This is a genomic window from Companilactobacillus formosensis, assembly GCF_005405305.1.
GTDB lineage: Bacteria > Bacillota > Bacilli > Lactobacillales > Lactobacillaceae > Companilactobacillus > Companilactobacillus formosensis.
The window spans coordinates 84,618-97,936 of the sequence record NZ_BJDU01000003.1; the positions used below are offsets into that span (position 1 = coordinate 84,618).

The following is a 13,319-nucleotide window of genomic DNA, read 5'->3' on the forward strand; positions in this document are numbered from 1 at the left end:
ATTGATATAGGAGATATAAAATTATGGGATTAATGCTTAATAATCAGCCAATCAAGGGTGAAGTACATTTAGGTAAACAGACTATTGGAAAGATGTACTATAATAACAAATTGGTATATGAGAATATGTTGGCTAGTGGGACAGTTATTTGGGAAGGAGATACGAATGTCTCGGAAAAAGACACTAGTAATTATAAGAATAATTACATAAAGCTTGAAAAAATAAATAATGATTGGAGTAACTTAGCAGGCTTGGAAATTAGTTGGTATATTGATCCCTCTCCTCAAATTCCATATAGTGCAACCGTGAAAAGAGAGGATTTAAAAAATCATTCATTTGTCGGTGTAAACAATGGAATAGAATTAGGAAACTGGAGCGAAAATTCAAACGTTCTATACTTTAAGGTTAGTTATATCCAGGATTGCCACATTACCAAAATCACAGCCTTATAGGCTTATTTTTTTACGAAAAAACGGGGAGATGAAATATATATGTATGCACCATTACCAAACGTCGGTCCAATGAATTGGATTGACGCAATGGAACACTTAGACACAAATCCATTATTATTCACACTGGCAGTTTTAATTTTCGCTGATGTGATAACTGGAATTTCAAAATCACTAGTAACATCCACTACCGACAGTTCAATCGGAAAAAAAGGATTTGCTATTCATATCACGATCATATTGCTAGTTTGGTTGCTTTATCCGTGGTCAATTGCTATCGGATATAAGTGGGTAGGCGATGCGGTTCTGTGGTTGTGGATTTTTATGTATGCTACGTCAATCACAGAGAACGTAGGACAAATGGGCTTACCATTACCACACTTTATCAAGGATAGGCTTAATAAGCTTAGTGATTACGCTGAAAATGGCGAGCCAAAGAACGAAAATAAGGAGGACAAATAATGAATTTTAATGTTGACAATACTTTTGAATTAGGAACTTATGAAGGTTCATCCCAACGTACAACTAATAAATTTATTGTTTTGCACGAAACGACAAATATCGGCGCCAAAGCCAACGCAAGCTACTTCAAGAATAATTGGGCGACAACTCAAACGTACGTCCAATACGTCATTGGTGACGGTGGCAAAATTTATCAAGTTGGTGCTGACGGCTATCAAGCCTGGGGAGCAGGTAGCTATGCTAATGCCAACTCGCCAGTTCAAATTGAACTAGCTAGAACTACCGATAAGGTCGCCTTTAAGAAGGACTACGAAGTGTTCGTTAATTTCGCACGTGCCAAGGCTCAAGAATTTAGCATCCCTACTACACTTGATGCTTATGGAAATGGAGTTAAAACACACAAATGGATTAGCGATAACATCTGGGGTTCACATACTGATCCAGTGGTTAGCTACCTGGAACCATTCTGGGGTATTACACAAGACCAACTAGCTCATGACATTGCCAACGGAATCAGCGAACCAGTAGCACCTAAGAAGACGTTTACTAATATCAACAACGTTGTTACTGTATTAAATGGCAATATCAAAGGCTATACGACATATAAGCTCGACGGTTCAGCTAACCCTACTACTAACATTGCCCCCAACACTGGCTGGGTATCATTGGGTATCGAGATGATTAATGGCAAGCCTCATTACTTGATTGGTAGAGACATCTACATTCCTCAATCAATTACCACGTTCAAAGGCAAAGTACTGATCAATTCAGACATCCCTGTACATGCCGTAAATCTCAAAGGCGAAGTAGTAGGTGCTAATCTCGATGGTGGTTCAGCCTGGAAGTATGTAGCGGTTGTTAACGTTCCTAAAGTTGGTTACTGCTACAAAATTGCCACGGACATGTATCTACCACTCAAATATGCTCAAGGCTCTGGATATAAAGGATAAATTTTAAGCGGTAAATGCTAGACAAATATAATAATATGCGTTATCTTAATGTTGTTCATTGATGTGGACAACATTATAAAACTATCTCGATTTTGAACTAGCTTTGATAGTGTCAGAATAGCCCATCATCTATTAATTTAGGTGGTGGGCTTTTTTTTAGTTGTCTAAAAATAAATAAAAAAATCATTGCATGGTAGATTGCAAATTTAATTCAATTATTTTTGTATAAAAAAAATCGCTAGTCGTTTGACTGGCGATAAAACTTTGCTCCCACAAAATATTTTCGTGACACACACGTGACACACTTTTATGTATTATATATGTGACTTATCGTAACTCATGAAAATAGAAACATTGATTTGTAGGCTTTTCATAAGCTATCGAAACTCATCGAAACTGATATAAGCGAACTACGAGAATCGAACTCGCGACACTAGCTTGGGAAGCTGGTATTTTACCATTAAACTAAGTTCGCATTTGATAACTCTATAATTATACAATATTTTGATTCAAAATGATAAGAAATATTTAAAAAAGTCCTTTGAATTTACAATATAAATTGATTTTTAGTTTTCATTACCATAAAATCAAGGGTGACGATGAATTTTTATCAATAAATTGCATCAAGGAGAAGATAATAATGAAAAAAACATTGGTTACTTTATTAGCCGCTGTTTCATTAATGGGTGGTTTTGCAACCGTAGCAACAGGTTGTTCAAATAACAGTACTCAACAAGCTGAACAACATTCTGCTAAGAAGATCACAAAGAGTGAGATTAAGAATCAGGTATATGTTGGTGTCAGCAAGGATAACAAGGATGAGTACATCACTTTCTTTACTGGTAAAGATAAGAAAACTGTTCAATTTGTACGTGTAAGCAAGAACGGTTCAAAGAAGGTCATTACTGATTTCAAGAAAGCTAAGATCGTTATGGACAAAGATAATGCTAAGAAGTTCAAGATTGATGGCTTTAGAATTATCAAGGAACCTGATTTCAACTGGAAATTCACTAAGGTCGGCAAAACTACAATCAAGACTTCTGATGGCAAGCAATGGAAACTATATGAAGGTTCACATAAAGCCGCTATTAAATCAGTTCAAAAGAACGGAAAATAATTAACATTTTAAAAACCACTAGAATATCCCTTTTATAGGAGAGATATTCTAGTGGTTTTTTTGTTGACCGTTCCAGCTAAATGTTCTTTGCTATGAAAAACGGAATATTACGCCAAATGACTTAAGCAAGGACTTTTTTACATGATATTTTTTATTATTTCATAATCATATTTCAAAAAATATATCTTATACATATTGAAAATAAATTTTAAGACTGCCAAATATTTTATTTAAGTAGTCTTTTTTTAATAGATAATTAGTTTTTTAAATGAGCAAGATTTTGTAAATTAATTTATTTCAGAAAAGTATTTATAAAATTATATCCTGTTATTTCGACATTTCGAAAAATAATTTTTGATTAAAATTTCTCTAATTAGTGTAAACGCTTGCTAGGTATGAAGCGAATTAGCTTTCCTTCAAAAATTAGAAAATATTTCATACTGGAATAGTTTCATGAAATCGCTTGCAAAACCCATACCTGTCCGATATAGTGGGTGTTGGTAACGGAATTCAAAATTAAGGAGTGATTTTTTATGACTATGCCAATCCATGTTACTTCAGAAATTGGAAAATTGGATGTCGTAATGTTGAAACGTCCCGGACAAGAAGTTGAAAACATTACACCCGACACAATGCCCCGACTATTGTTCGATGATATCCCATATTTGCCAATTGCCCAAAAGGAGCATGACAATTTTGCTCAAATCTTAAGAGATAACGGAACAGAAGTTCTTTATCTTGAAGATTTAGCTGCCGAAGCTATCGATGCTGGAAATGTTAAAGAAGCATTTGTAGAAAAGATGCTTCGCGAATCAGATTACGCTGTTGGTGCTGATCATGACGCATTGAAGGAATTCTTGATGAGTCTTGATACGCACGCAATGGTAAATCAATTAATGATCGGTGTTCGTAAGAATGATATCGACTTCAAGCCAACTGACTTAGTTAGTGCCGCTGAAGATTCAGATTATCCATTCTTCATGGATCCAATGCCAAACCTTTACTTTACTCGCGACCCGGCAGCTTCAATCGGTGATGGTTTGAGCATTAACCACATGACTTTCGCTGCAAGACAACGTGAATCAATGTTTATGGAAGCAATTATTAAATATCATCCACGTTTTGCAAACAAAGGCTTGCACGTATGGCGTGATAGAAACCACACACACCGTATCGAAGGTGGAGATGAATTAGTACTTAGCGACCACGTATTAGCAATCGGTGTTTCACAAAGAACATCAGCAACTGCTATTCAAGACATCGCTAGAAACTTGTTCAAGGACAGCAAATATGACACAGTAATTGCTATCAAGATTCCACACAACCACGCAATGATGCACTTGGATACTGTATTTACAATGATCAACTACGATCAATTTACAGTTCACCCAGGAATTCTTGGCGAAGGTGGCAAGATTGATACTTGGACAATTCACCCAACTAAAGATGGTGATTTGACTTATGAACACAATCAAGATTTGAAGGCTGTTCTAAAGAAAGAACTTGGTCTTGATGATCTAGATTTGATTCCAACAGGTAATGGTGATCCTATCGTTGCTCCTAGAGAACAATGGAATGACGGATCAAATACTCTAGCTATTGCACCTGGTGTCGTTGTTACTTATGATCGTAACTACGTTTCAAACGAAATGCTAAGACAACACGGCTTGAAAGTATTGGAAACAATCTCAAGTGAATTATCACGTGGTCGTGGGGGCCCTCGTTGCATGAGTATGCCATTAGTACGTGAAGACTTAAAGTAAATTTAATTTAATTAGAAAAAATGTGCTAGACTAGCTTTAACTCATCATTTTTGGAGGGATCATTTTGGATTATAAAGGAAAAGAAACATCAGTATTTCAAGGCAGAAGCCTTTTAGCTGAAAAAGACTACACACCTGCAGAATTGGAATACTTAATTGATTTTGGACTTCATTTAAAAGCTCTTAAGAAAAAGGGCATACCACATCATTATCTAGAAGGTAAGAACATTGCCTTACTATTTGAAAAGACATCAACAAGAACACGTTCAGCTTTTACTATAGCTGCTATTGACTTAGGTGCTCACCCCGAATTTTTGGGTGCCGGCGATATTCAACTAGGTAAAAAGGAAAGTGTTGAGGATACAGGACGTGTTCTAGGTAGCATGTTTGACGGTATCGAATTCCGTGGATTCTCACAACAAGTTGTTGAAGATCTTGCTAAATACTCAGGCGTTCCAGTTTGGAATGGTTTGACAGATGAATGGCATCCAACACAAATGCTAGCTGACTTTATGACAATGAAGGAAACATTTGGCAGCATCAAAGGTAAGACTTTGACATTCGTTGGTGATGGTAGAAACAACATGGCTAACAGTTTCTTAGTTACAGGTTCAATGCTTGGAGTTAACATCCACATCGTTGCACCTAAGGAATTGTTCCCAGATCAAAGCGTTGTTGACACAGCTAAGAAATATGCTGAAGAATCAGGCAGCAAGTTCTTAATTACTGATAACATCGAAGAAGGTGTTAAAGGTACAAATGTTATCTATACGGATGTATGGGTATCAATGGGTGAAGAAAGTCAATGGGATGAAAGAATTAAACTTCTCAAACCATATCAAGTAAACATGGATATGATCAAGAAGACTGGTCAACCTGATGACCAAATCATCTTCATGCATTGCTTACCAGCATTCCATGATACAAATACACAATATGGACAAGACATCAAAGACAAATATGGTCTAAGTGAAATGGAAGTAACAGACGAAGTCTTCAGAAGCAAATATGCACGTCAATTTGAAGAAGCTGAAAACAGAATGCACTCCATTAAAGCCATTATGGCAGCAACTCTAGGTAACTTGTTCATCCCTAAGGTTTAATCAGTTATTGAAGAAGGGCTAATCGTAATGGTTGGCCCTTTTTCATTTTTTAATTTTTGAAAAAAATAAGGAATGATTAATATGGAAGAAAAGAAGGGTCTATCACTCGGAGCTTTAACAGCGGCTGTTGTTACAAGTTCTATTGGCTCAGGTGTTTTTACCTTAACCAGCTCACTAGCGTCAGGAGCAGCTCCTGGTCCAGTTTTGTTGGCATGGATCGTCGTTGGATTTGGAATTATGATGTTAGCCATGTCGTTGAATAATTTGTTATTGAAACAACCAGAATCTGAGGGTATTCAGGCTTATGCGCAAGTCGGCTTCGGAAATTTTGCTGGATTCGTTAGTGGATGGGGTTATTGGCTATCAGCTTGGTTAGGAAACGTGGCCTTTGCGACCGTCTTAATGAGTTCATTAGGTTACTTTTTTCCAATCTTTAAAGGTGGACAAAACATTCCTTCGGTAATTTTTGCAAGTATCGTTTCTTGGATGTTGACCTTTATCGTTAATCGCGGGGTTGAATCAGCTGCTGCGATGAACACAATTATTACTATTTGTAAGTTGATTCCATTATTTGCCTTTATCGTTGTCGGAATTTTCGTATTTAAAGGTGGAATCTTTACAGCTCACTTCTGGTCCAATGTAGCTAGTGGTGTGGCTGGAAGCAGCAATTTAGTCGAACAATTTAGATCATGTTTGATGATCATGATGTGGGTTTTCGTTGGTGTTGAAGGTGCTAGTATGTTGTCATCTCGTGCCAAAAGTAAAAATGATGCCGGAAAAGCTACAATCATCGGAATTATCAGTTTACTAGTAATTTATGTTTTAGCTTCAGTTTTGCCATATGGTTACTTGTCACAAAATGAATTAGCTAAGATCAATCAACCTGCTATGCTTTATATTTTCCAAGATATGGTTGGAAAATGGGGTGGTGCCTTTATCGGTATCGGCTTGATAATTGCTATTTTAGGTTCTTGGTTATCTTGGACAATGTTGCCAGCTGACACGACAATGTTGATGGCCGAAGAAAAAATGTTGCCATCTTCATTTGGTAAAAAGAATAAAAAAGGTGCGCCAACTTTCTCATTAGTTTTGACGGCCAGTTTGATTCAAATCTTCTTAGTGATCCTCTTATTCTCTGAAGAAGCTTACAATTTTGCCTTGTCACTTTGTACGGCTGCTATCGTAGTTTGCTATATCTTCGTTGGTTTGTATCAAATCAAATTCTCACTCCAAAATAAAGATACGAAACAATTGTGGATAGGAATCTTTGCAGCAGCTTTTCAAATTATTGCCATTGCTTTAGCTGGTTTACATTACTTAATGCTAGTTTGTATCGGTTATTTGCCAGGAATCTATTTCTACTATCGTGCTAAGAAAGAATACAATCTCGATGGTGGAAAACTAACAAAATCAGAGATTATGTGGTCAATAATTATCGTTATGTTAGCAATCATTAGTATCGTTATGACTGCTACCGGCTCAATTAAAATCTAGGAAGTGTTGAATATGAAAATAGCTGGATTTGGTGTTGAAGAGTGGTTAAATGTCCACGAACGAGAGGCCAAGTATGATTTGGCTCAAAGTACGATCACATCATTTTCAATGGATGAGATCAAGAAATTGACCCAAGCTGATATTTATAATCAACTTAACGAACAAAAGATGAATTATGGTTGGATCGAAGGTTCACCAACTTTTAAAAAAGAAGTAAGTAAAATGTATCAGAATGTTGCTCCCGACAATATTCTGCAAACAAATGGTGCTACTGGTGCTAACCTCTTGGCGATTTATTCTTTGATTGAACCAGGGGATCACGTTATCAGCGTTTATCCTAGTTATCAACAGCTTTATGACATCCCGAGATCATTAGGAGCTGAGGTTAGCTTTTGGAAATTACGTGAAGATAAGAACTGGTATCCAGACATCGAGGAATTAAAGAAATTGATTCGTCCTAATACTAAGATGATCTGCATTAATAACGCGAATAATCCAACTGGAACGATTTTAGATAGGAAGTTCTTGGAACAAGTCGTTGAAGTTGCTAAAAGCGTTGGTGCTTATATTTTAGTGGATGAAGTTTATTTACCATTTGATGACAGTGTTGATTTTGCCCCAATCGTTGATTTGTATGACAAGGGAATTTCCACTAATTCATTGTCCAAAACTTACTCAATGCCAGGAATTCGAGTAGGATGGACAGCTACTAATTCACAGCTCGCTGATCTTTTTAGAAAATATCGTGATTATACGATGATTTGTTCTGGAGTTTTCAGCGACCAGATGGCATGTTTGATTTTGGAAAATAAAGAAAAAGTATTAGATCGTAATAAAAAAATCGTGCTCGATAATTTAGCATATTTCAAAGACTGGGTTCAAAAAACAGATAAGATTAGTTGCGTTTTTCCAAATGGGGTGTCGACGTCATTTGTGAAACTTGAAACTAAGAAATCTAGTTTGGAATTTTGTAAAGATTTATTGAAAGATACTGGGGTCCTACTAGTCCCAGGAGAAGCTTTCGATACACCGGGATATGCCAGATTAGGATATTGTGCACCACATGAGACCTTAACTAAAGGTTTAGAAGTTTTAGGAGATTATTTACAAGCTAATTAGGCGATTTTTTCGCTCATTTTGAGGAGAGTTATTATGACAAAAGAACGTATCGTGGTTGCTTTAGGTGGTAACGCTATTTTAAGTAAAGATGCTAGTGCAAAAGCTCAACAACACGCTGTTATGCAAACTTGTGAGTCACTAGTAGAATTTGTTAAGAGTGATAAAGATTTGATCATTACACATGGTAATGGTCCACAAGTTGGTAATTTGTTGTTGCAACAAGCCGCAGCCGACAGTGAAAAGAATCCAGCTTTGCCATTAGATACTTGTGGTGCTATGACAGAAGGTAGTATCGGTTACTGGTTCCAAAATGCCATGAAAGAAGTTATGCTCAAAAATGGTATTAACAAGCAAGTTGTTACTTTGATCACACAAACGATTGTTGACCAAAATGACCCAGCTTTCAGTGATCCTACAAAGCCTATTGGACCTTTCTATACTGAAGATGAGGTTCCAAGTCTTCAAGAAGAACATCCTGATTGGGTAATTGTTGAAGATGCTGGCCGTGGCTATCGTCGTGTCGTTCCATCACCAAAGCCCGTTGAAATTAATGAATATCCAGCCATTGAAGCTATTTCTAAAGCTGGTGTTATTCCAATTGTTGCCGGTGGTGGCGGTATTCCAGTAGTGAAAGATGGAGACAGACTAATTGGTAAAGAAGCTGTTATCGATAAAGATTTCGGTGCTTCTAAGATTGCTCAATTAGTTGATGCTGATAAATTAATTATTTTGACTTCCGTAGGTGGGGTCTTCTACAATTTCGGCAAGCCAAACCAAGAAGAGATTTTTGACGTAACAGCCGATGAAATCCAAAAACACATTGACAATGAGGAATTTGCTAAAGGTAGTATGATGCCTAAGGTTCAAGCTGCCGTAGCCTTCGTTAAAGCCACAGGTAAGCCGGCTGTAATTGGAGCCTTGGATGATGTTAAAGAAATCATTGCTGGTAATAAGGGAACAGTTATTCACAAATAATTATTGTTATTAGCAAATTAATGTGCTATCATACTTGTGCAAAAGAGGGAATAATTAATCATAAGATTTTAAGCGAGGTCATGTCTTGGTGAGAGTTGACCAAATCAAAGATTAAGTCGCGCCCTTCTTATAAAAATGAATAATCAATTAATGAGTGGATATTAATCAATTAGAGTGGTACCGCGGGAAATCTCGTCTCTTTCAATATAGTTTATTGGAAGAGGCGTTTTTTTTATCTAAAGGAGGAAAATATGGATTTTAAGAAACAAGTAGTAGATGCACTAGTTAAAGTTTTACCAGAGGGAATTACTGAGGAACAAGTTACAAAATTGATCGAGAAGCCTAAGACTTCAGATTTAGGTGACTATGCTTTCCCAACATTTATCTTGGCTAAGACATTGCATAAAGCACCTAACATGATTGCTGAAGAATTAGTTGGCAAAATCGATACAACTGGTTTTGAAAAAGTTGTTAATACTGGTGCTTATATCAATTTCTTCCTAGATAAAGAAGCCTTTTCAAAAGATATCTTAAAGACAGTACTAACTGAACAAACAAATTATGGTAATGCTGATCAAGGTAAGGGACGTAACGTTCCAATCGATATGTCATCACCTAACATTGCTAAGCCAATGTCAATGGGACACTTACGTTCAACAGTTATTGGTAACTCAATTGCTAAGATCATTTCAAAACTAAATTACAACCCAGTTAAGATCAATCACTTAGGTGACTGGGGAACTCAATTTGGTAAGTTGATTGTTGGATACAAATTATGGGGTTCTGTTGAAGAAGTTGAAGCTGATCCTATTAACAATTTATTGAAGTATTACGTACGTTTCCACAAGGAAGCTGAAGAAAAGCCAGAACTTGATGACGAAGCTCGTGCTTGGTTCAAGAAGATGGAAGATGGCGACAAAGAAGCTTTGGCACTTTGGACATGGTTCAAGGAACTTTCATTAAAGGAATTCCAAAAGATTTACGATCGTCTAGATGTTCAATTTGATCACTTTACAGGTGAATCATTCTATAACGACAAGATGGATGCTATCGTTGATACACTTGGAGAAAAAGGCCTTCTAAAAGAAAGTCGTGGTGCTGAGATCGTTGACTTGTCAGAATACGACTTATCACCAGCTTTGATCAAGAAGACTGATGGTGCCACACTTTACATCACACGTGACTTGGCAGCTGCTAAGTACCGTAAAGATACTTTCGACTTCGTTAAATCACTTTACGTCGTTGGTAGCGAACAAGCAGAACACTTTACAAAACTTAAGATTGTTCTTAAGAAAATGGGTTACGACTGGTCTGACGATATTGACTACATCCCATTTGGTTTGATTACAACAGGTGGTAAGAAACTTTCAACTCGTTCAGGTCGTGTTATCTTGCTAGAAAACGTTCTAAATGATGCCGTTGACTTAGCTAAGAAACAAATTGAAGAAAAGAATCCAAACTTGAATAACAAAGATGCTGTTGCTGAAGCAGTTGGTGTTGGTGCGGTAGTCTTCCATGACTTGAAGAATGACCGTCGTGATAGTTTCGACTTTAATCTTGAAGAAGTTGTTCGTTTTGAAGGTGAAACTGGTCCTTACGTTCAATACACAAATGCCCGTGCATTAAGTATTTTGAGAAAAGCTGGCGATGTAGACTACAAGGATGCTAAAGACTTAGCTCTTACAGATCCAGAAGCTTGGGACACTATCAAGATGCTTCAAAACTTCCCAGACGTTGTTAAACGTGCTGCTAAGGATTATGAACCATCAGTTGTCGCTAAGTATGTTCTAAAGCTTGCTAAGAGCTTTAACCAATACTATGCACACAGTAAGATTTTGGCCGATGACGAAGGTCTTAAAGCAAGACTTGCACTTGTTAAGTCAGTTTCAATTGTTCTACAAATGTCACTTGGTCTATTAGGTGTTAAAGCTCCAGAAGAAATGTAGGATGAACTGAATTGTGAATCGAAAAATTTTTGACGAATTATCAGAAATAAAAACAACCACACTAGATTTAGCATGGTTGTTGCTGGCAATAAGTTTTATATATTTGAATTATCAAACGTTTAATATTTGGTATGGTATTTTAGGCTTTATCGCCGTATTCTTCATACACCTGTTCATTAACTTTCATAATAATTATATGGATTATAAGAACTCTCAGAGTGAGGAATATCGTCAAAAAATCAGTACCATTGGTATTAATCGCGAATCACTGGCAATAGTCAAAAAATGGATGTTCGGTTTGGCCATTTTTCCATTAATAATTGGAGCCTTTCTGACGTATCAAACTAGTTGGATAACCTTGATGATCGGGGTCATCGGGGTTGCCATTGGCTTGTTATATTCAGCAGGTCCTAAGCCACTCAATTCTACCTTTATCGGAGAAATCGTGGTGGCTATTGCCATAAGCCAATTGATTCCAATAGCCTACTCCTATCTTGGGTTATTCGGGTCAGGGAAATTTGATTCTAGTACTACCATCTCAATTGTTTTGGCCTGTCTGCCTAACACTTTTGCATTCCTATGTGCAGAGTTGAGTAATGGTACTTGTGACTTAGAAGCAGATCTCAAAAATGGTCGTAACACATTGGTTAGTAAAGTAGGGAAAGCCAATGCCTTAAGTTTATTCAAAGCAAGTTGGGCGATAGCCTTTCTGTTAGTGCCCATCTTAGCTCTGACAAAAGTAGTACCTTACATTACACTATTGATCGTGCTACTTTATCCAAACATTTGGGACGATTTTCGTCCTTATCTAAAGGAACAAGTAAAAACAAAAACTTATCCTTTAGTAATTAAAGCTGTAAGTAAATTCTCGGTAACGTATATTTTATTGATTGCTGTCGGGGCGATTATTAAATTAGTTATGTCAGTGTTATAGTTGCAGCCTTCTCAGAAAGAGTCCATAAAAATCACTCCTAAAACTTCTTTCTGAACATAAAAGAAGAGCTCACCTAATTGTCGGGATTAGGTGAGCTTTTTGGTTGCTTTAAATAAGCACATATTAGATTATACATATTTTTTGATAACTTTGCTGAAATAATTTGGGATTTTTCACTAAAAGGTTGTTGAAAAACCAATTTATGAGCAAATAATAATAAATTTCCAGTTTTTTTATGGGGATTATAGAGTGGGTCATTGACGATAGGCCAGCCCTGACTAGCAAGGTGAATTCTCAACTGGTGAGTGCGACCGGTCAATAAATTCAATCGTAATAAGGCGTAGTCGTTATTTTTTTGTATGACTTTAAATTTTGTTACTGAATCTAAGCCAGTAGAACTGATGATTTTTTTGCGAACATCATTTGGATCTTGACCAATTGGTAGGTCGATCGTACCAGAATCGGGTATTTTTTTGTCTAATTTGACTAAAGCTAAATATTCGCGATGTAATGTTTTAGTGGTTAGCTGACGATTGAAGATAGGAACTAGGTACGGAGTTTTTGAAATTAATACTAAACCAGAAGTTTCCATGTCGATTCGATGGACCATGTAGGGATGCCCATTAGTTAAGTAAGTTTCTACGTCGTTCATCAAAGAATCGTCTTCCGTCTTAATATTTGGATGGGTCTTTTTTCCGGCTTTTTTATTGACGACGAGGATATCATCATCTTCATAAACAATGTCCACTGGGTCATTGCCGGGCAAATAATGTTGTTCTGATCGAGGTGGAAAATTGAAATTTAAAGTTATTTTGTCTTGATTGTGAACAATCGTATTAAAAGAATGATAAGTTCCATTGATTAAAACGTCTTGTTGAACGCGGAAAAAATGCTGCCATTTCTTGGGAATCAGCCATTTTTTTAGTAATTCACGGATAGTTAGATTTTCACCGTTTTCTTGATGATAAGTTATGTTTTTTTGATACATAAAGTAATTAGCTCCTTAAA

The 13,319-nt window shown here is 36.6% G+C and carries 12 protein-coding genes and 1 tRNA gene; 11 read left to right on the forward strand and 2 right to left on the reverse strand.

The window, feature by feature from the left end; translation table 11 throughout:
• Positions 1-23: 23 nt before the first annotated feature.
• Genes FFM65_RS04485 through FFM65_RS04495 form a run of 3 tightly spaced genes read left to right on the forward strand, consistent with a single transcriptional unit; the run spans position 24 to position 1,861 of the window.
• Positions 24-452, forward strand: coding sequence for a hypothetical protein (locus FFM65_RS04485; RefSeq protein WP_119317857.1), 429 nt, complete (start codon positions 24-26; stop codon positions 450-452).
• Between the two features lie 39 nt (positions 453-491).
• Positions 492-911 carry a phage holin family protein gene (locus FFM65_RS04490; RefSeq protein ID WP_119317858.1) on the forward strand — a complete coding sequence of 140 codons (420 nt, stop codon included), beginning with the start codon at positions 492-494 and terminating at the stop codon, positions 909-911.
• A complete protein-coding gene (locus FFM65_RS04495) occupies positions 911-1,861 on the forward strand; it encodes a peptidoglycan recognition protein family protein (protein ID WP_119317859.1) in 951 nt (316 codons plus the stop codon). Before FFM65_RS04490 ends, FFM65_RS04495 begins: the two co-directional genes overlap by 1 nt.
• Before the next feature lie 404 nt (positions 1,862-2,265).
• Here the strand turns inward: FFM65_RS04495 and FFM65_RS04500 are convergent.
• Positions 2,266-2,336: transfer RNA gene (locus FFM65_RS04500), tRNA-Gly, on the reverse strand.
• 165 nt (positions 2,337-2,501) lie between these two features.
• Here FFM65_RS04500 and FFM65_RS04505 point away from each other — a divergent pair.
• The 8 genes from FFM65_RS04505 (at position 2,502) to FFM65_RS04540 (ending at position 12,311) form a co-directional block, all read left to right on the forward strand.
• Positions 2,502-2,978 carry a hypothetical protein gene (locus FFM65_RS04505; protein WP_119317860.1) on the forward strand — a complete coding sequence of 159 codons (477 nt, stop codon included), beginning with the start codon at positions 2,502-2,504 and terminating at the stop codon, positions 2,976-2,978.
• 533 nt (positions 2,979-3,511) lie between these two features.
• Positions 3,512-4,741, forward strand: coding sequence for an arginine deiminase (gene arcA, locus FFM65_RS04510; RefSeq protein WP_119317861.1), 1,230 nt, complete (start codon positions 3,512-3,514; stop codon positions 4,739-4,741).
• Positions 4,742-4,805: 64 nt separating this feature from the next.
• Complete coding sequence (gene argF / locus FFM65_RS04515; protein ID WP_119317862.1) at positions 4,806-5,843, forward strand: ornithine carbamoyltransferase; 1,038 nt, start codon at positions 4,806-4,808, stop codon at positions 5,841-5,843.
• Positions 5,844-5,924: 81 nt separating this feature from the next.
• Positions 5,925-7,337, forward strand: a complete 1,413-nt coding sequence (arcD, locus tag FFM65_RS04520) for an arginine-ornithine antiporter (RefSeq protein WP_119317863.1) — start codon at positions 5,925-5,927, stop codon at positions 7,335-7,337.
• Between the two features lie 12 nt (positions 7,338-7,349).
• On the forward strand, positions 7,350-8,456 hold the full coding sequence (locus FFM65_RS04525) for an aminotransferase (RefSeq protein ID WP_119317864.1): 1,107 nt from the start codon (positions 7,350-7,352) through the stop codon (positions 8,454-8,456).
• A gap of 33 nt (positions 8,457-8,489) precedes the next feature.
• Positions 8,490-9,431, forward strand: a complete 942-nt coding sequence (gene arcC / locus FFM65_RS04530) for a carbamate kinase (protein ID WP_119317865.1) — start codon at positions 8,490-8,492, stop codon at positions 9,429-9,431.
• A gap of 251 nt (positions 9,432-9,682) precedes the next feature.
• Positions 9,683-11,377, forward strand: coding sequence for an arginine--tRNA ligase (gene argS, locus FFM65_RS04535; RefSeq protein WP_119317866.1), 1,695 nt, complete (start codon positions 9,683-9,685; stop codon positions 11,375-11,377).
• Between the two features lie 13 nt (positions 11,378-11,390).
• Entirely contained in the window at positions 11,391-12,311 is a 921-nt protein-coding gene (locus FFM65_RS04540; RefSeq protein WP_162897918.1) for a prenyltransferase, read from the forward strand.
• 73 nt (positions 12,312-12,384) lie between these two features.
• On the opposite strand, the gene FFM65_RS04545 is transcribed toward FFM65_RS04540, so the two are convergent.
• Complete coding sequence (locus tag FFM65_RS04545; RefSeq protein ID WP_119317868.1) at positions 12,385-13,299, reverse strand: RluA family pseudouridine synthase; 915 nt, start codon at positions 13,297-13,299, stop codon at positions 12,385-12,387.
• Positions 13,300-13,319 lie beyond the last annotated feature (20 nt).